This is a genomic window from Qipengyuania qiaonensis (assembly GCF_019711515.1).
GTDB classification, from domain to species: Bacteria; Pseudomonadota; Alphaproteobacteria; order Sphingomonadales; family Sphingomonadaceae; genus Qipengyuania; species Qipengyuania qiaonensis.
The window spans coordinates 319,080-335,059 of the sequence record NZ_JAIGNO010000002.1; the positions used below are offsets into that span (position 1 = coordinate 319,080).

The 15,980-nt window shown below is 63.5% G+C and carries 17 protein-coding genes; 10 read left to right on the forward strand and 7 right to left on the reverse strand.

Annotated elements, in window-relative coordinates:
* Window positions 1-230: 230 nt before the first annotated feature.
* Both K3174_RS04495 and K3174_RS04500 read left to right on the forward strand, forming a co-directional pair.
* Window positions 231-1,838 (forward strand): DNA methyltransferase, encoded by a 1,608-nt coding sequence (locus tag K3174_RS04495; protein WP_221556037.1) that lies wholly within the window; start codon window positions 231-233, stop codon window positions 1,836-1,838.
* A 115-nt stretch (window positions 1,839-1,953) separates the two neighbouring features.
* A complete protein-coding gene (locus K3174_RS04500) occupies window positions 1,954-3,042 on the forward strand; it encodes a Fic family protein (RefSeq protein WP_221556040.1) in 1,089 nt (362 codons plus the stop codon).
* Window position 3,043: 1 nt separating this feature from the next.
* Here K3174_RS04500 and K3174_RS04505 read toward each other — a convergent pair whose 3' ends face one another.
* The gene (locus K3174_RS04505; RefSeq protein WP_221556042.1) at window positions 3,044-3,931 is read right to left on the reverse strand and encodes a UTP--glucose-1-phosphate uridylyltransferase; all 888 of its coding nucleotides are present in this window, start codon (window positions 3,929-3,931) and stop codon (window positions 3,044-3,046) included.
* 127 nt (window positions 3,932-4,058) lie between these two features.
* Between K3174_RS04505 and murA the strand changes: the two genes are divergently transcribed.
* Both murA and K3174_RS04515 read left to right on the forward strand, forming a co-directional pair.
* On the forward strand, window positions 4,059-5,342 hold the full coding sequence (gene murA / locus K3174_RS04510) for a UDP-N-acetylglucosamine 1-carboxyvinyltransferase (protein WP_221556052.1): 1,284 nt from the start codon (window positions 4,059-4,061) through the stop codon (window positions 5,340-5,342).
* 62 nt (window positions 5,343-5,404) lie between these two features.
* On the forward strand, window positions 5,405-5,626 hold the full coding sequence (locus tag K3174_RS04515) for a hypothetical protein (protein WP_221556054.1): 222 nt from the start codon (window positions 5,405-5,407) through the stop codon (window positions 5,624-5,626).
* On the opposite strand, the gene K3174_RS04520 is transcribed toward K3174_RS04515, so the two are convergent.
* Window positions 5,627-5,905, reverse strand: coding sequence for a ribbon-helix-helix domain-containing protein (locus tag K3174_RS04520; RefSeq protein ID WP_345719582.1), 279 nt, complete (start codon window positions 5,903-5,905; stop codon window positions 5,627-5,629). It abuts the gene before it with no gap.
* 87 nt (window positions 5,906-5,992) lie between these two features.
* On the opposite strand from K3174_RS04520, the gene K3174_RS04525 reads away from it, so the two are divergent.
* Window positions 5,993-6,730, forward strand: coding sequence for a helix-turn-helix domain-containing protein (locus K3174_RS04525; RefSeq protein WP_221556056.1), 738 nt, complete (start codon window positions 5,993-5,995; stop codon window positions 6,728-6,730).
* A gap of 42 nt (window positions 6,731-6,772) precedes the next feature.
* Here K3174_RS04525 and phbB read toward each other — a convergent pair whose 3' ends face one another.
* Both phbB and K3174_RS04535 read right to left on the reverse strand, forming a co-directional pair.
* Entirely contained in the window at window positions 6,773-7,498 is a 726-nt protein-coding gene (gene phbB, locus K3174_RS04530; protein WP_221556058.1) for an acetoacetyl-CoA reductase, read from the reverse strand.
* A 113-nt stretch (window positions 7,499-7,611) separates the two neighbouring features.
* Entirely contained in the window at window positions 7,612-8,376 is a 765-nt protein-coding gene (locus tag K3174_RS04535) for a hypothetical protein (protein WP_221556060.1), read from the reverse strand.
* Window positions 8,377-8,711: 335 nt separating this feature from the next.
* Between K3174_RS04535 and K3174_RS04540 the strand changes: the two genes are divergently transcribed.
* The 4 genes from K3174_RS04540 to holA all read left to right on the forward strand — a co-directional run bounded on the left by K3174_RS04540 (window position 8,712) and on the right by holA (window position 13,317).
* The gene (locus K3174_RS04540) at window positions 8,712-9,161 is read left to right on the forward strand and encodes a DUF3576 domain-containing protein (RefSeq protein WP_221556062.1); all 450 of its coding nucleotides are present in this window, start codon (window positions 8,712-8,714) and stop codon (window positions 9,159-9,161) included.
* Window positions 9,162-9,224: 63 nt separating this feature from the next.
* On the forward strand, window positions 9,225-11,786 hold the full coding sequence (gene leuS, locus K3174_RS04545; protein ID WP_221556064.1) for a leucine--tRNA ligase: 2,562 nt from the start codon (window positions 9,225-9,227) through the stop codon (window positions 11,784-11,786).
* A complete protein-coding gene (gene lptE / locus K3174_RS04550; RefSeq protein WP_221556066.1) occupies window positions 11,786-12,274 on the forward strand; it encodes an LPS assembly lipoprotein LptE in 489 nt (162 codons plus the stop codon). Before leuS ends, lptE begins: the two co-directional genes overlap by 1 nt.
* Window positions 12,271-13,317: a DNA polymerase III subunit delta gene (gene holA, locus K3174_RS04555; RefSeq protein ID WP_221556068.1), complete on the forward strand. Its 1,047-nt coding sequence runs from the start codon at window positions 12,271-12,273 to the stop codon at window positions 13,315-13,317. The genes lptE and holA overlap by 4 nt, the downstream gene beginning before the upstream one ends.
* 7 nt (window positions 13,318-13,324) lie before the next feature.
* On the opposite strand, the gene K3174_RS04560 is transcribed toward holA, so the two are convergent.
* Genes K3174_RS04560 through K3174_RS04570 form a run of 3 tightly spaced genes read right to left on the reverse strand, consistent with a single transcriptional unit; the run spans window position 13,325 to window position 15,183 of the window.
* Window positions 13,325-13,873 (reverse strand): LptA/OstA family protein, encoded by a 549-nt coding sequence (locus tag K3174_RS04560; protein ID WP_221556070.1) that lies wholly within the window; start codon window positions 13,871-13,873, stop codon window positions 13,325-13,327.
* On the reverse strand, window positions 13,873-14,541 hold the full coding sequence (lptC, locus tag K3174_RS04565; protein ID WP_221556072.1) for an LPS export ABC transporter periplasmic protein LptC: 669 nt from the start codon (window positions 14,539-14,541) through the stop codon (window positions 13,873-13,875). The genes K3174_RS04560 and lptC overlap by 1 nt, the downstream gene beginning before the upstream one ends.
* A gap of 24 nt (window positions 14,542-14,565) precedes the next feature.
* Window positions 14,566-15,183, reverse strand: a complete 618-nt coding sequence (locus K3174_RS04570; RefSeq protein WP_221556074.1) for a ribonuclease D — start codon at window positions 15,181-15,183, stop codon at window positions 14,566-14,568.
* 78 nt (window positions 15,184-15,261) lie between these two features.
* Between K3174_RS04570 and ung the strand changes: the two genes are divergently transcribed.
* Window positions 15,262-15,942, forward strand: coding sequence for a uracil-DNA glycosylase (ung, locus tag K3174_RS04575; protein ID WP_221556076.1), 681 nt, complete (start codon window positions 15,262-15,264; stop codon window positions 15,940-15,942).
* Window positions 15,943-15,980: the final 38 nt, after the last annotated feature.

Genomic DNA, 15,980 nt, shown 5'->3' on the forward strand with positions numbered 1-15,980 from the left:
TCGAGCGGCGAAGTCTGACACATGGACCGGGTGTTACACTGTCCAGGCGCAAAAAAGCCCGGCTTGCGCGAGCCGTGTGTGGGCATACGCCTGCGGTGGCGGAAGCGGGATTTCGGGATCGACGGTATGAAAGAGCCGCTGCCGGATTAGCAGGCGCGCGGCATGTAGGAAAATCCGCTACTTGCGGCGCGACTCCGCTGCGCTAGAACGGGGCGCGAGGGAGCCGTTTCTTGAGCAATACACTTTACTTCGGCGACAATCTGCATGTCCTGCGCGAGCATGTCGCGGATGAGAGCGTCGATCTGGTCTATCTCGACCCGCCGTTCAATTCGAACGCCAATTACAATATCCTGTTCAAGTCTCCCGAAGGCGCGCAGTCCGAAAGCCAGATCGAAGCGTTCGAGGATACCTGGCATTGGAACGATAGCGCCGAGGATGCCTTCGACGAGGTGATGCGCAGCGGCAATACCGATGCCTTCACGCTGCTGCGCGCAATGCGCGAGTTTCTCGGCGACAACGACATGATGGCCTATCTCGCGATGATGGCAGTGCGGCTGATCGAACTGCACCGGGTGCTGAAGCCGACCGGCTCGCTCTACCTCCACTGCGACCCGACCGCGAGTCACTACCTCAAGCTGCTGCTGGACGGAGTGTTTGGGCCGCGCAACTTTGTAAATGAAATCATTTGGAAACGCTCGCATGCCCACAGCGACAGCAGCCAAGGGTCTAAGCACTATGGTCGAATTTCGGATACGATCCTGTTTTACGCGAAGGGTGGAAGTGAGCGTGTTTGGCACACACTCTATGGCCCATACGACCAGTCCTATATTGATCGAGATTATCGCCGAGTAGATGAGAATGGACGTCGCTATCGCCTAGATAACATCCAAGGCCCGGGAGGGGCGGCAAAAGGTAACCCCTATTACGAGGTAATGGGGGTCTCCCGGCACTGGCGATACTCAAAAGAGAGAATGGACGGGCTGATCGCGGAAGGCAGGATCGTTCAAACCCGGGAAGGCGCAGTTCCAGCCTATAAGCGCTATTTGGATGAAATGCCGGGCGTGCCAGTCCAAAATATTTGGACTGATATCCCGGTTATCAACAATCGTTCAAACGAGATGCTTCCCTACCCCACCCAAAAGCCCCTCGCGCTCCTCGAGCGGATCATCTCGGCTTCGTCCAACGAAGGCGATGTAGTCCTCGATCCGTTCTGCGGTTGCGGCACGGCGGTCCATGCGGCGCAGAAGCTGGGGCGGCAGTGGATCGGGATCGACGTCACCCACCTCGCGATCGGGCTGATCGAAAAGCGGATGAAGGATGCTTTTCCCGGCATCGAATTCGAGGTGAAGGGCCGCCCGCAATCGCTCAAATCCGCCGAAGACCTCGCCAAGCGAGACAAGCATCAGTTCGAGCTGTGGGCGCTGTCCGTCGTCGATGCCGATCCGTGGAAGGGCGGGCGCAAGGGGCCGGACGGCGGGATCGATGGGATCATCTGGTTCAAGCCCGACGGCAAGAAGACCGAAAAGGCCATCGTCGAGGTCAAGGGTGGCGGCACAGGCCCCAAGGACGTGGGCCGTCTGGCCCAAGTGATGGACCGCGAGGGCGCAAAGATCGGCGTGTTGATTACAAATCAACTGCCCACCCGCGCCATGGAACGCGATGCGGCAGCGGTCGGCTTTTGGGAAAACGAATATACCGGGCGCAAGCACGCGCGGTTGCAGATCATCACGCTGGCCGAACTGTTTCAGAACAAACGGCCCGATATTCCATGGGTCGATACGAGCTTGGCAAAGAAGGCCAGGCGCGAGGAAACGACCAAGCAGGGGAAACTGCTTTGAGCAAAAAGTTCGCCTGGGTTTTATCTATTCGACATGACGTGTAAAAAAATGCCCGAAATCTTTTCATATCGATGGAGATGTGTAAAATTTGGCGTCCTTTCTCGAAGAGGCATGGATGCCGCTGGTTTGCACATACAAGCTCCCTGACCTGCCTCCGCATGGTTTGGTAGAAAACGTCACGATGATGCGGGCGGCGTCGCAGGCGCATCGCTGGCTCGGCGAACTGAAGGGGAAAGCCGCCAGCATCCCGAATCAGGGCATTTTGATCGATACGCTTTCACTACAGGAAGCGCGTGCCAGCTCGGAAATCGAGAATATCGTCACCACGCAGGACCAGCTGTTTCAGGCCAGTCTTTTCCCGCAGGCGGCGGGCAATGCCGATGCGAAGGAAGTCGCCAGATATCGCGAGGCACTGCACGCCGGGTTCGAGCAATTGCGCGAGCGCGACGGCCTTCTCACCAATAACACGATCATCGACATGTTTCGTATTTTGAAGCGCACCGACGATGGATTTCGCTCTCATCCAGGAACCGCATTGCTCAACGAGCGAACGGGACAACATGTATATGTGCCTCCGCAAGACCCGGCGGAGGTGCGCAGTCTGATGCGTGCGCTGGAAGCCTTCATCAACGACGATGGACTGAGTGAGCTCGATCCACTGATCAAAATGGCGATTATCCATCACCAGTTCGAAAGCATTCATCCATTCGTGGACGGCAACGGTCGTGTGGGTAGAATGATGAACGTGCTCTATCTGTGCCGGGCGGGGCTGCTCGAAATTCCTATCCTCTACCTTTCGCGTCACATCAATCGAACCAAGGGCGAGTATTATCGCGAACTGCAAAAGGTTCGCGATGACGGGCAGTGGGAAGACTGGATCGTATATATGTTGAATGCGGTGTCGCTCACCGCCCAAGCCACGCTGTCCCTCGTTGAAGATATTCGCATTAGCATGGCGGAAACAAAGGTCTGGCTAAGGACAAACCACGAGCGAATGTACACACAGGATTTGCTCAACAGCCTGTTTCGCCATCCATACACGCGCATCGATTTACTGGTTCGGGACCTTGGAATCACCCGGCCCACTGCCAGTAAATATCTGGAATTACTGACAGACGAAGGCCGTCTGAGCAAGCATCGTCTTGGAAGGGACGTGTATTTCGTAAACGATCAACTCGTCGGGTTACTGGCGGCGGCCGAGTAATTCATGCCAGCAACCGTTCCGCCATCGCACGCACTTCGGCGCCCATATCCTCGCGCTCCAGCGCCAGGGCTAGGGTCGCCTCCACGAAGCCGGTCTTGCTGCCGCAATCGAAGCGGCGGCCGGCGAAGGTTACGGCGTGGAAGGGCTGGTTGCCGATCATCTTCGCCATGGCATCGGTCAGCTGGATCTCGCCGCCGGCACCCTTTTCCTGATCTTCGAGCACGCGCATGACTTCCGGCTGGAGGATGTAGCGGCCGGAGATGATCTTGTTGCTGGGCGCTTCGGCCACGGGCGGCTTCTCGACTAGGCCGGTGACTTCGGTCAGCGTGTCGCTCTTCGTTTCGCCGGGGGCGATCACGCCATAGCTCGACACCTCGTCCTGCGGGACTTCGAGCACGGAGATGAGATTGCCGCCGACTTCGTTATAGGCTTCCACCATCTGCTTGATGCAGCCGGTGCCGCCGCCCTTGGCCGCGACCATCAGCTCGTCGGGCAGGAGGATGGCGAAGGGCTCGTCCCCCACGATGGCGCGGGCGCACCAGATCGCGTGGCCGAGGCCCATGGGCACCTGCTGGCGCACGGTGATGATGTCGCCCGGCGTGGCGCGTGTCGGTTCGAGCACGCCCAGATCCTTGCCGCGCTCGCTCATCGTCGTTTCCAGTTCGAAGGCGACGTCGAAATGTTCGACGATGGCGGTCTTGCCGCGGCCGGTGACGAAGATGATCTGTTCGATCCCCGCCTCGCGCGCCTCGTCCACCGCATACTGGATCAGCGGGCGGTCGACGATCGGCAGCAATTCCTTGGGAATCGCCTTGGTTGCGGGGAGGAAGCGGGTGCCGAGCCCGGCGACGGGAAATACGGCTTTCTTGATCGGTTTGTGCTTGGTCATGGCGCGTGGGTAGGTCCCGTGAGGCTGGCGGTCAATCGGCACGAGGGGTGCCTTGCGCTGCATTGCAGCATTTTCGCGACAGTGGCGTGACGCTTGCCAGCCGCGCTGCCATGACTAAGGAAGCGCCATGGACAAGCTGATCATTCGAGGCGGCAACCGCCTTTCCGGAACGATACCGATTTCGGGCGCGAAGAATGCCGCCCTCACGCTCATTCCCTGCGCCCTGCTGACCGAGGAGCCGCTGACGCTGCGCAACCTGCCGCGGCTGGCCGATATCGACGGGTTCCAGCACCTCATGGGCCAGTTCGGCGTCGCGCATACGATCCAGGGGCACCGGCCCGAGGATTTCGGGCGCGTGGTCACGCTGGAAGCGACGCGGCTGACCAGCTCGGTCGCGCCGTACGAACTGGTGCGCAAGATGCGCGCCTCGATCCTCGTGCTCGGCCCGATGCTGGCGCGCATGGGGGAGGCGACCGTCTCGCTGCCCGGCGGCTGTGCGATCGGCAACCGCCCGATCGATCTCCACCTCAAGGCGCTCGAGGCGTTCGGCGCGCATATCGAACTGGCCGCGGGCTATGTGAAGGCGACCGCGCCCGATGGCGGCCTGCCGGGCGGGGAGTTCGATTTCCCGATCGTCTCGGTCGGCGCCACGGAGAATGCGCTGATGGCGGCGGTGCTGTGCAACGGTACCAGCACGCTGATCAACGCCGCGCGCGAGCCGGAGATCGTCGATCTGTGCAAGCTGCTGATCGCGATGGGCGCAGAGATCGAGGGCGTGGGCAGTTCGGAGCTGACGATCCACGGAGTGAAGAAGTTGCATGGCGCGACCTATCGCGTGATGCCCGACCGGATCGAGGCGGGCTCCTATGCCTGCGCCGCCGCGATTACCGGCGGCGAGGTGCGGCTCGAAGGTGCGGAGGCGGGCGACATGGGCTCCACCATCCATGCGCTGCGGGCCATCGGCGTCGAGATCGAGAGCGACAAGAAAGGCGTCGACGTCCGGGCGAACGGTTCGCTCAAGGCGCACAATCTTACCACGGCGCCATTTCCTGGCCTGGCCACCGACATGCAGGCGCAGCTGATGAGCCTGCTGACCCGTGCCGAGGGCACCAGCGTGCTCAAGGAAACGATCTTCGAGAACCGCTTCATGCATGTGCCCGAACTGGCCCGCATGGGCGCGGATATCGAGACCACCGGCCGCACGGCGGTGGTGCGCGGCCCGGTCGAGCTGACCGGCGCCGAAGTCATGGCCACCGATCTGCGGGCGTCGATGAGCCTCGTCATCGCGGGTCTCGCCGCCGCAGGGGAGACGACCGTGCGCCGCCTCTACCACCTCGATCGCGGCTACGAAAGGCTCGAAGAGAAGCTTCAGCTGGTCGGCGCGGATATCGAACGGGTGGGCGACGATTGAGCCGGGGCTGACGGACCTTTCGGCCCTCCCGAGCGTTGGGTCGCCAAGGAAGGAGTTGTCCCATGCTACTCAAGCTTTTGGCGCTCGGCGGGCTCGGATATGCCGGCTATCGCTATTACGAAAAGACCAGATCGCAACCCGCATTCGCCGGTAATCAAGGCAAAGCGACGGTGCGCGACGCAGGACCCGAATCGATGCGCGACAATTCGGGGCGGGCCTGGACGCCGGCCGACGAGGCCAGCGACCAGAGCTTTCCCGCCAGCGATCCGCCGTCGACTTACTGATCAGGCGGGCTGACTGTCCATCGGGGCGGCTGGAGCGATCCAGCCGCTCTTTTCATGCGTGACCAGCCAGATGCGGATTGCGCCGGCGAGGCCCGGCGGAGTTTCTGCGCGAATGCGCTCGGCATCGATTTCTGCGACCAGCGCGTTGATCGACTGGCCGCGCACGGCAGCGGCGGTGCACAGCATGTCCCAGAACATCGGTTCGAGGCTGATCGAGGTGCGATGTCCGTCGATGCGGACCGAATATTTCCTGGGCGGATGGTAGGGGGGCATTTCCATAGGCCGCGCGCCCTACATGTCCGGCGCCGGTGCCGATACGATTTTTTTGGGGTGTGCGATGAACCGAGCCGCGCCTAGGTTCCGGCCATGGCTGACGGCTATGACGAGCTGACCGACAAGGAAAAGCAAACGCTGCGCCTGATGGTGCGCGGGCACGATGCGAAATCGGCGGCCAGCGAACTGTCGCTGTCGGTGCACACGATCAACGAGCGGCTGCGCGCCGCGCGCCGCAAGCTCGAGGTCACAAGCAGCCGCGAAGCTGCACGGCTGGTGCTGGAGCGCGAGGCCGTCGTCCCCCAAAATCCTGTAGCCAGAGATTTGGGGGATGCGAGGTCCCGGCCGCCGCGCGAGGATAGCGGGGCAACGGCAGGTACGTCCGCCCGCCGTCCGATCATTGCAGGAATTTTCATCATGCTCACCTTTGCAGCTACCGCCTTGTTTCTCGTCCCCTCGATCATCGGGGCCGACGGTTCCGGCGGGACCGTCCAGACACAGCCCAGCGATGCCGAAGTCGAGAGCGCCGCGCGCGCCTGGCTGGAGATGGTCGATGCCCGGGACTGGGAAGCGAGCTATGCGGCGACAGCGGCCTCGTTCCGCGAGGCCAACACGTTGAAGCTGTGGAGCGATACCGCGCAAAGCGTTCAGTCGGGGCTCGGCGCAAAACTGTCTCGCGAATTTGTCGGTCAGGACGATGTGCCTTCGCCGCAGGGCATCGTCATCGTCAAGTTCCGCACGGATTTCGCCAATCGCGCCGACGCGCTCGAAACGATCTCGCTGGTGCGCGAGGGTGGCACCTGGAAAGTCGCGGGCATTTACGTATCGTGATCGGGCGGGGCGGCTGCATCGGGCAGTCCGCCCCACCTGCGATCAATACATGTGCTGGCCGCCATTGATGCTCATGGTCGAGCCGGTGACGAATTCGGCATGTTCGGAGCACAGGAAGCTGACGCCGCGGGCGATTTCGCTGGCTTTGCCGAGGCGGCCCACGGGAATCTTGGCGACGATCTTTTCCAGCACCGGTTCGGGCACGGCGGCGACCATGTCCGTATCGATATAACCCGGTGCGATGGCGTTCACGGTGATGCCGAAACGCGCGCCTTCCTGCGCCAGCGCCTTGGTGAAACCGTGAATGCCGCTCTTGGCGGCGGCATAATTGACCTGGCCGTACTGGCCCGCCTGCCCGTTGATCGAGCCGATATTGACGATTCGGCCCCAGCCGCGCTCCTTCATCCCGGCAAAGGTGGCCTTGGCGAGGTTGAAGCAACCGCCGAGATTGGTGCGCATCACCGCATCCCAGTCATCGTAACTCATTTTCAGCAGGGTGCCGTCGCGCGTGATGCCGGCATTGTTGACGACGGCGTCGATCGGGCCGTGGCTTTCGGCCACCGTGTCGCAGGCCTCGTGCACTGCATCGTAATCGCCCACATCGAACCGGATCGTGGGTATGCCCGTCTCCTCGGTGAACTTGCGCGCCGCATCGTCATTGCCGGCGTAGTTCGCAACGACGGTGAACCCGCGTTCGTCGCGCAAGCGTTCGCAGATGGCGCGGCCGATTCCGCGCGTGCCTCCGGTAACGATGGCCACACGTGTCATGTTTGATTCTCCCAAGCTTTCCGTAACGTCGCACGGACTTAGGCGAGCGAGGTGCGGCGCGCCAAGCCCTTTTGCCCAGGCAGGGGACGATACGAGCGTTTTTTGGGAAGTGGCTAGAAGCTGACGCGCGTGCCGACGTAGACGGCCTGGTCGTCTTCGAGCCCGTCGGTCAGCGGCGCAAGGCGGTTGTTGTCCTTGGACAAGCGAACACCCGCAGTCACGTTGACGCTGCCGACCACCCGATAGGATGTGCTGAGATCGACGCTTTGATCACCCGCGCCTTCCAGCGTGCGCGGCGAACGACCGGCATTTTCTTCCTTCTCGAGCGCAATGCGCGAGTTGAAGCGGCCGGGCTTTTCCGCCTTCTCGTCCTTGTCCGGAGCGAAAGCGGACAGATCGGGCATGCCCATATCCCGCACGCCGACCGATACGGCCTTGGGCTGCGTGGGCTGGGCGAAGCTCTGGTAGCCGCGCGCGACGCCGAGATTGTAGCTGGTCGGGTTGACGGCGAGAACGCGTTCGCGATTTTCCCCCGTGCCGACCGAACCGATCGCGCTGCGAACAGAGATCGCGCGGGCGGTCGCATCGTCCACCCGGACGGCGACGGTAACGGTGCGGTCCTTGTTCAGCGCCGGCTTGCTGGCCGGGGTGAAACGCAGACCGTCTTCCCCCATAATGGCGGCGACGCGCGCAGCGAGTTGCGGATCGACCTTGGCCGGGGTGAAGGGCAGGTAGGAAATATCTTCGGGAAGTTCGGCAGCCGCGCCCGTCTGGACGACTGCAAGGCCGGCCACAGGAATCGTCAATGCAAGACCGGCAGCCGCCAGCGCCGCGGATACGAACCGCGCTTTGCCCTGACTTTTCACCGACCGTGCCATCGCGATCCGGTATCCTTTCCAGCTCTGAGCCCGAAAGTCAGAAATCCGCTGAACGGTTCCTGACTCCTGCATGTCGGCGCAGGCGACTCCCCCTTTGATTCCAAAACACCATAGCAGCGGCTCGCTCTATGGCCAGCTTTTCCACAGGTCGGCGGGGCGTTTGGCAGGCAGTGTTGCCAAGTTTCCACAAGCGCCCTTGCCCGGGCGCTTGTGCGACAGCAAATTAAGGCCGCATTCACGCGCCGGGGACTGTGTATCCGTCCGCCCCCTTTGCCTTGCTCCGGGGCGCGCAGGCTTTATAGAGCCATGAAACTTGCAGAACACCAAGGACAGACATGAGCGCTTTCGCAACCTACCGCCGCCCCGCAACCTTCGTCGTTGCGATCGCAGCTTCGCTCGGCCTCGCGGCATGCGGCGGCGGGCGCGAACGGCCGCAGGCGGATCTTGCAGCCGCGCAGATCACCACGATCGGCGTGAACTCCTATCTGTGGCGCGCCGCTCTCGAGGCCGTCAGCTTCGCGCCGCTGCTGCAAGCCGATAGCAATGGCGGGGTGATCGTGACCGATTGGTACGCCAATCCCAGCAATCCGGGCGAACGGGTCAAGATGACCGTGACCATTCTCGATTCGAACCTGCGCGCCGATGCCCTGCGCGTCGCCGCCAGCCGCCAGGTGAATCAGGGCGGTACCTGGGTCGATGCGCCGGTGCAGGCGGCGACCGTGCAGAAGCTGGAAGACATCATCCTGACCAAGGCCCGCGAACTGCGTCGCGAAGCGATGGGTTAAGCTGACGGGCGCTGCCGAAAAGCGTCTTTCAATACCCGGTAAAATCCGTAAACGCGGCTGCCTATGAGCAGCGATACCCGTTTCGATCCGGCCAGTGCCGATGCCCGCTGGCAACATGCGTGGGACCAGGCGCAGACTTTCCGCGCCGACAGCAATTCGATCAAGCCCAAGAGCTACGTGCTCGAGATGTTCCCCTATCCCAGCGGGCGCATCCATATCGGCCATGTGCGCAATTACACGATGGGCGACGTGTTGGCGCGCTACAAGAAGGCGACCGGGCACGAAGTGTTGCATCCGATGGGCTGGGACGCCTTCGGCATGCCCGCAGAAAACGCCGCGATGGAAAAGGGCGTCCACCCCGGCGGCTGGACCCGCGCGAATATCGAGCACATGAAGGCGCAGCTCAAGCGGCTGGGCTTCGCACTCGACTGGAGCCGCGAACTGGCGACCTGCGAGCCCGATTATTACGGGCACGAACAGGCGCTGTTCCTCGACCTGTACGAAGCGGGCCTCGTCTATCGCAAGGAGAGCGAGGTCAATTGGGACCCGGTCGACATGACCGTGCTCGCCAACGAGCAGGTGATCGACGGCAAGGGCTGGCGCAGCGGCGCCGAGGTCGAGAAGCGCAAGCTCAACCAGTGGTTCCTGAAGATCACCGATTTCGCCGAGGAATTGCTCGACGGTCTGGGCAGCCTCGAAAACTGGCCCGACAAGGTGCGGCTGATGCAGGAGAACTGGATCGGGAAGTCGCGCGGGTTAGAGTTTTCATTCGACCTTTCCGGTGGCGAGAAACTGCCGGTCTATACCACCCGGCCCGACACGATCTTCGGGGCGAGCTTCGTCGCGGTTGCGGCCGACCATCCGGTTGCGCAGGGCCTCGACAGCGATGCCGCACGCGACTTCATCGCGCTGTGCAAGCGCGGCGGCACCACCGCCGCCGAACTGGAAACGGCGGAAAAGCTGGGCTTCGATACCGGGATCACTGCCACGCACCCCTTCACCGGCGCGGACCTGCCCGTCTACATCGCAAATTTCGTGCTGATGGATTACGGCACCGGGGCGATCATGGCCGTGCCCGGACACGACCAGCGCGACTTCGAATTCGCGACGAAATACGGCCTGCCGATCCCGCGCGTGGTCGCTGCCAGCGCCGAAGATGCCGGCAAGCCCTTCGATGGCGAGGCCGAGGCGGGCGAGGGCGTGCTCGTCAACTCCGACTTCCTCGACGGGATGGCGGTCGAAGATGCCAAGCGCGAAATCATCGCCCGGATCGAACAGCAGGGCCGCGGACAGGGCAAGACCGTGTGGCGCCTGCGCGACTGGGGCGTATCGCGCCAGCGGTACTGGGGCACGCCGATCCCCTTCATCCACTGCGACACATGCGGCGTGGTGCCCGCGCCCAAGGACAGTCTGCCGATCACCCTGCCCGAGGATGTCGATTTCCAGACGCCGGGCAATCCGCTGCTGCGCCATCCGACATGGAAGCATGTCGACTGCCCCAAATGCGGCGGCAAGGGGATCCGCGAAACCGACACGCTCGACACTTTCGTCGATTCGTCTTGGTATTTCCTGCGCTTCGCCAGCCAGCCCGCGGACAAGCCCTTCGACAAGGACGAGATCGCCAAGTGGCTGCCGGTCGAACAGTATATCGGGGGGATCGAGCACGCGATCCTGCACCTGCTCTATGCCCGGTTCTGGACCCGCGCGCTGGCCCACATGGGACAGATCGACGTGAAGGAACCCTTCGCTTCGCTGTTCACACAGGGCATGGTCACGCACGAAACGTATTATTCGACAAAGACAGTTCAGGTCCGTGCTGAAGGCGAAACAGAATATCGACCGATGAAAACATTGGATCGCTTCTATTCCCCCGAAGAGATCATTCGAACTAGCGATGGCGCTACATTGAAAGATAACGGTGCGCCGGTCGAAGTTGGCCGCGTCATCAAGATGTCGAAGTCGAAGAAGAACGTCGTCGACCCCGACACCATCATCGACACCTATGGCGCCGATGCCGTGCGCTGGTTCATGCTGTCCGACAGCCCGCCGGAACGCGACTTGCCCTGGTCCGAAGCCGGGATCGAAGGCTGCAGCCGCTTCGTCCACCGCCTCTGGCGCCTGTTCGGCGCGTTCGATGGGGGTGCTCGGGGGGCCGATCAAGCGCTTGATCGACAGGTCCACAGGACCGTGGCGGCCGTGGCGGAGGATATCGAATCGCTCGGTTTCAACAAGGCCGTGGCCCGCATTTACGAACTCACCGGTGCGGTGGAGAAGGCGCAAGGCTCGGCCAGCCGCTCGGCCGCAGTCCGCACGCTGGCCCAGCTCGTCGCTCCCATGATGCCGCATCTCGCCGAAGAGGCCTGGGCCGCGATGGGACAGCAGGGCCTCGTGGCCGATGCGGATTGGCCGACAGTCGATCCAACTCTGCTGGTCGAGGACGAGGTCACCATCGCGGTCCAGCACAAGGGCAAGCTGCGCGATACGCTGACCGCGCCGAAGGGTGCGGCCAGGGAAGATCTCGAGCGGCTGGCGCTGGCTTCGGAGAAGGTGCAGCGTTCGCTTGACGGGGCAGAAGTGCGCAAGGTCATTGTCGTTCCCGACAGATTGGTGAATATCGTCACCTGATGCGTATCCTTCTCGCCAGCCTCGCCCTTGCCACGCTCTCGGCCTGCGGCCTGTCGCCCATGTATGCGGGCGGCGGCAGCGGGGCGGTGGCGCAATCGCTGGCCGCGATCGAAGTGTCGCCGATCGAAGGGCGGGCCGGCTGGCTGGTGCGCAGTGCGCTGGAAGAGCGCTTCGCCGCCGCGGGCAGCGCCACCCCGCAATACCGGATCGAAGTGACGCTCGACGATCAGCTCGAAGGGCTTGCCGTGTTGCGCGACGACACGATCAGCCGCGAACGCCGGACGCTGCGTGCGCGCTACCAGCTGATCGATCTGGCGAGCGGCGAGATCGTGCTCGATGCGACCGATGGCTCGGATGCCGGTATCGATGTGGTGTCCAGCGAATACGCGGTTATCGCGGCCGAGCAGACCGCGCTCGAAAACCTCTCGCGGGATATCGCCCAGCGGATCGTGACGCGAGTCGCGCTGGCGCTGCGCAAACAGCAGTGAAGCTCACCAACCGCGATTTCGCGGCCAAGGGGCGCGGGGCGGCGCAAGGCTGCTCGATCTTTTTCTTCTGCGGACAGGACGAGGCCGGGGCGAGCGCCGCGGCGAACGATCTCGTCACCTGGCTGGCCGAGCCGGGCGAGCGGGTGGAAATGTCCGGGGCGGACGTCCGGGCCGATCCCGCCCGGCTGGGCGACGAGGCGCGCACGACTTCGCTCTTCGGCGACAGGCGCCATATCTGGGTGCGCGCCAATGGCGACGAAGCGCATGAAGCGCTCAAGGTGCTGGTCGAAACGGGCGAGGCGGGCGCGGGCGAAGCCTGCCCGGTTATCGTCGTCGCGACCTCGGCGACCGACAAGTCGCGCACCGCCAGATTACTCGAAAAGCGCAAGGACGCGCTGGTGGCGATGTTCTATCCGCCCGACCTGCAATCGGTCACCCGCAGCGTGCGCGCACTGGCCGATGGAGCGGGCGTGCGGCTGGGCGGCGATCTCGCCGAACGGATCGCGCGCGCGGCCAATCTCGACGTGCGACTGGCCAAGAGCGAGGTCGAGAAGATCGCGCTTTACCTCGATGCCAGCGCGCAAAGCCCGCAGACCGCGACGGCCGAGGACCTCGACGCGATCGGCGCTTCGAGCGAGGACGACGGTTTCGCCCCGCTCGTCAACGCGGTGATGGGCGGACAGGGCCCGAAGGTCGGGATCGAGCTTGCCCGGATGAAACAGCTCGGCCTCAACCCGGTCGGCGTCCTGCTTGCCTTCGAACGGCGGGCCGCACAGCTTGCCAGAATTGCAGCGGTGCTCGGCGCGCGTTCGTTCGGCGATCTCGATCGGGGCGAAGAGGCGCGGCTCGGCATTTTCTTCAAGGAGAAGCGCGATATCGGCCAGCAATTGTCGCTCTGGCGGCATGGCGACAAGCTCGACCGGCTGACCCAGCGCCTCGTCGGCCTGCATCGCGAATTGCTGACCAATAGCCAGGCTGCCGAACTGTTGCTTGCGCAGGGCCTGGCCGACATCGCCAGGGTTGCCGGAGCGAGGGCTCGCTAGCTGCGCCTCAGTTCTCGGGAACCGAGAACGTGCCCGTTACGCGACCGCCCGACTGGCCCTGACCGGTCACCGAGGAAGACCCGCTGGCACGCCCATCGACGCTCGATACGCCGGTCGCAAGGTCGATCACCAGTCGCCCGCCATTGAGCGTATCGCCGCCGCGATTGAGGCGGACATTGCCCGCCATCGTGATGATCCGGCGATTGAAATCGTAAACCGCCGTATCGCCTTGCGCACGCTCGTTGCCACGGGTCACGTCGACGCCACCGGTCGCCATGATGCGCTGGATTTTGAGATTGCCTGCATCGGTATAGTTCACGATCGTCCGCGCGGCGCTGAGGTTGAGCCCGGCCTGGGTGATCTTCACATTGCCCGACAGAACCACGCGATTCTGGCGATCCTGCAATTCGATGCGGTCTGCGGCGTAGCTGACCGGCGCATTGGAATCGTGCCCCGAAATCGCCTGCGCAGACAGCTGAATTCCGGCAAAGGCAGCCGCGGTAACGGCGAAAGAGCCGATGCCCCAGCGGGCAATAGTGGGGAGCAGGTGCTTCATCAGGGCATCCTCAGCTTTCCGGGTTCCATGCGCAGCCGCGCATTGCCCGACAGGGTGATGGTGCGCGCGGAAAGGTCGGCGGTCAAGCGGTCCGCGCTGAAGGTGCCGGCGGGTATCGCGCCATCGACCCCGCCCGAACCGACGAGCTGCTTGTTGGCGAGATCCACCGATACGCCCCGCGCAAGCATGCGATAGCCATCGGCCGCGGTAAGCCGCATCGGCCCCAGAACGGATACGATCTCGTCGTCGATATCGTATTGTCCTCCCTCCGCCACCAGCCGGGCCGGGCCTTCTTCCAGCAACAGCCGCGCTACGATGTTGTTCATGCGCACGATGCCTTCTGCGCTGGAGCGCTGGACGGCTTCGCCGGCTGTCAGCGAAAACGGCCTGCCCGTGTTGTCGGCTCCGCGATAGAGGGCGTTATCGACGCGCAGGCGTTCGTCGATCACGGCCACCTTGTTGCGGTCGAGCAGGAAGCTGATTTCGCCACGCGGGCTGAGCGGAGTGATGACCATCAAAGCCGCCAGAACCCCCACGCCCATCGGCAGCGCGCGGGCGAGGAAGGCGACGAGGCGGTCGTGCGAGCCGCCGGGCTCGGCCCAGTGCTGGCGCTCGCTGCGCCGTTGTTCCGCTTCCTGCGTTTCTATCCTGCGTTGCCCGGATGCCATGAATGCCGCCTGCCTGTGCGATCCTTACATGTGGCTGAAGATGTCGTGATCGGCCCATCCCGCCACGTCGAGGCGTGCACGGGTGGGGAGGAAGCCGAAGCATGCCTCGGCCAGCCCGGTGCGGCCTTCCCGCGCCAGTCTGCGGTCGAGCTCGTCCTTGATGCGATGAAGATAGCGCACGTCGCTGGCGGCGTAATCGCGCTGCGCGTCGCTCAGTTCGGGGCCGCCCCAGTCGCTCGATTGCTGGGCCTTGGAGATGTTCTCGCCCAGCAGTTCCTCGACCAGCATCTTGAGGCCGTGGCGGTCGGTATAGGTGCGGGTGAGCTTGCTGGCGATCTTGGTGCAATAGCACGGCGTCGCCATCACGCCGAGATAATGCTCGATCGCGGCCAGATCGAAGCGCGCGAAATGGAACAGCTTGAGCCGGTCCGGATCGGCCAGGACAGCCTTGAGGTTCGGTGCGTCATAGGTACTTTCGGGGCCGAAGCGCACCAGATGTTCGTCGCCCTGGCCGTCGCTGATCTGCACGACGCACAGCCGGTCGCGGATGGTCACGAGGCCCATGGTTTCGGTGTCGACGGCCACGGGGCCATCGGCGAGGACGCCTGCGGGGAGGTCTTCTTCGTGGAAATGCACTGCCATGCGCGCGGCCTTAGGCCGATTGGGGATTCGTGGGAAGGGGTGCTGGATTAGGACGCGCGGAGGACTACAATCAGCTACATGGCCGAAAGCATCCCGGAAAGCTGGAAACCCGTCCTCGACCCGGTGCTGGCAACCGTGGAGGCGCGCAAACTCGGCGGCTTCCTCGTGGCCGAAGAGCAGGGGGGCAAGACGATCTACCCGCCGCGCGGCTGCCGGCTGCGGGCGCTTGAACTGACACCGCTCGATACGGTCAAGGTCGTGATACTCGGGCAGGATCCCTATCATGGCCCGGGACAGGCGATGGGCCTGTGCTTTGCGGTGCCGGAAGGCGTGAAAGTCCCGCCGAGCCTGGTGAACATCTACAAGGAACTCGACGCGGATATCGACCTCACCCGGCCCGATCACGGAAACCTGAGCAAATGGGCGCGGCAGGGCGTGCTGCTGCTCAACAATACGCTGACGGTAGAGGCGGGCAAGGCGGGCAGCCATGCCGGGCGCGGCTGGGATGCGATCACCGATGCCTGCGTCGCGGCGGTGGCGGCGCGCGAGGAGCCCTCGGTCTTCATCCTGTGGGGCAGCCATGCGCAGGCCAAGGCGAAGCGGATTGCCGGGCTGCGCGGCGGACGGCACTGCACGATCGAAAGCCCGCATCCCAGCCCGCTCTCGGCCCATCGCGGATTTTTTGGCTCGAAGCCGTTCAGCAGGACCAATGCTTTCCTCGCCGAGAACGGGCGCGGAACGATCGACTGGACGCTGTAAGCTCTTGCCACCCTCCGACAGCTGTAGGATGACCTGCG

Bases quoted from the DNA above. Each gene is read 5' to 3' on its own strand.
- K3174_RS04540 (WP_221556062.1), top strand. From the start codon at position 8,712: ATGAGCGCTTTCGCAACCTACCGCCGCCCCGCAACCTTCGTCGTTGCG.
- K3174_RS04515 (WP_221556054.1), top strand. From the start codon at position 5,405: ATGCTACTCAAGCTTTTGGCGCTCGGCGGGCTCGGATATGCCGGCTAT.
- lptE (WP_221556066.1), top strand. From the start codon at position 11,786: ATGCGTATCCTTCTCGCCAGCCTCGCCCTTGCCACGCTCTCGGCCTGC.
- phbB (WP_221556058.1), bottom strand. From the start codon at position 7,498: ATGACACGTGTGGCCATCGTTACCGGAGGCACGCGCGGAATCGGCCGC.
- murA (WP_221556052.1), top strand. From the start codon at position 4,059: ATGGACAAGCTGATCATTCGAGGCGGCAACCGCCTTTCCGGAACGATA.
- ung (WP_221556076.1), top strand. From the start codon at position 15,262: ATGGCCGAAAGCATCCCGGAAAGCTGGAAACCCGTCCTCGACCCGGTG.
- K3174_RS04525 (WP_221556056.1), top strand. From the start codon at position 5,993: ATGGCTGACGGCTATGACGAGCTGACCGACAAGGAAAAGCAAACGCTG.
- K3174_RS04500 (WP_221556040.1), top strand. From the start codon at position 1,954: ATGCCGCTGGTTTGCACATACAAGCTCCCTGACCTGCCTCCGCATGGT.
- K3174_RS04520 (WP_345719582.1), bottom strand. From the start codon at position 5,905: ATGGAAATGCCCCCCTACCATCCGCCCAGGAAATATTCGGTCCGCATC.
- K3174_RS04560 (WP_221556070.1), bottom strand. From the start codon at position 13,873: ATGAAGCACCTGCTCCCCACTATTGCCCGCTGGGGCATCGGCTCTTTC.
- K3174_RS04535 (WP_221556060.1), bottom strand. From the start codon at position 8,376: ATGGCACGGTCGGTGAAAAGTCAGGGCAAAGCGCGGTTCGTATCCGCG.
- K3174_RS04505 (WP_221556042.1), bottom strand. From the start codon at position 3,931: ATGACCAAGCACAAACCGATCAAGAAAGCCGTATTTCCCGTCGCCGGG.
- K3174_RS04570 (WP_221556074.1), bottom strand. From the start codon at position 15,183: ATGGCAGTGCATTTCCACGAAGAAGACCTCCCCGCAGGCGTCCTCGCC.
- lptC (WP_221556072.1), bottom strand. From the start codon at position 14,541: ATGGCATCCGGGCAACGCAGGATAGAAACGCAGGAAGCGGAACAACGG.
- leuS (WP_221556064.1), top strand. From the start codon at position 9,225: ATGAGCAGCGATACCCGTTTCGATCCGGCCAGTGCCGATGCCCGCTGG.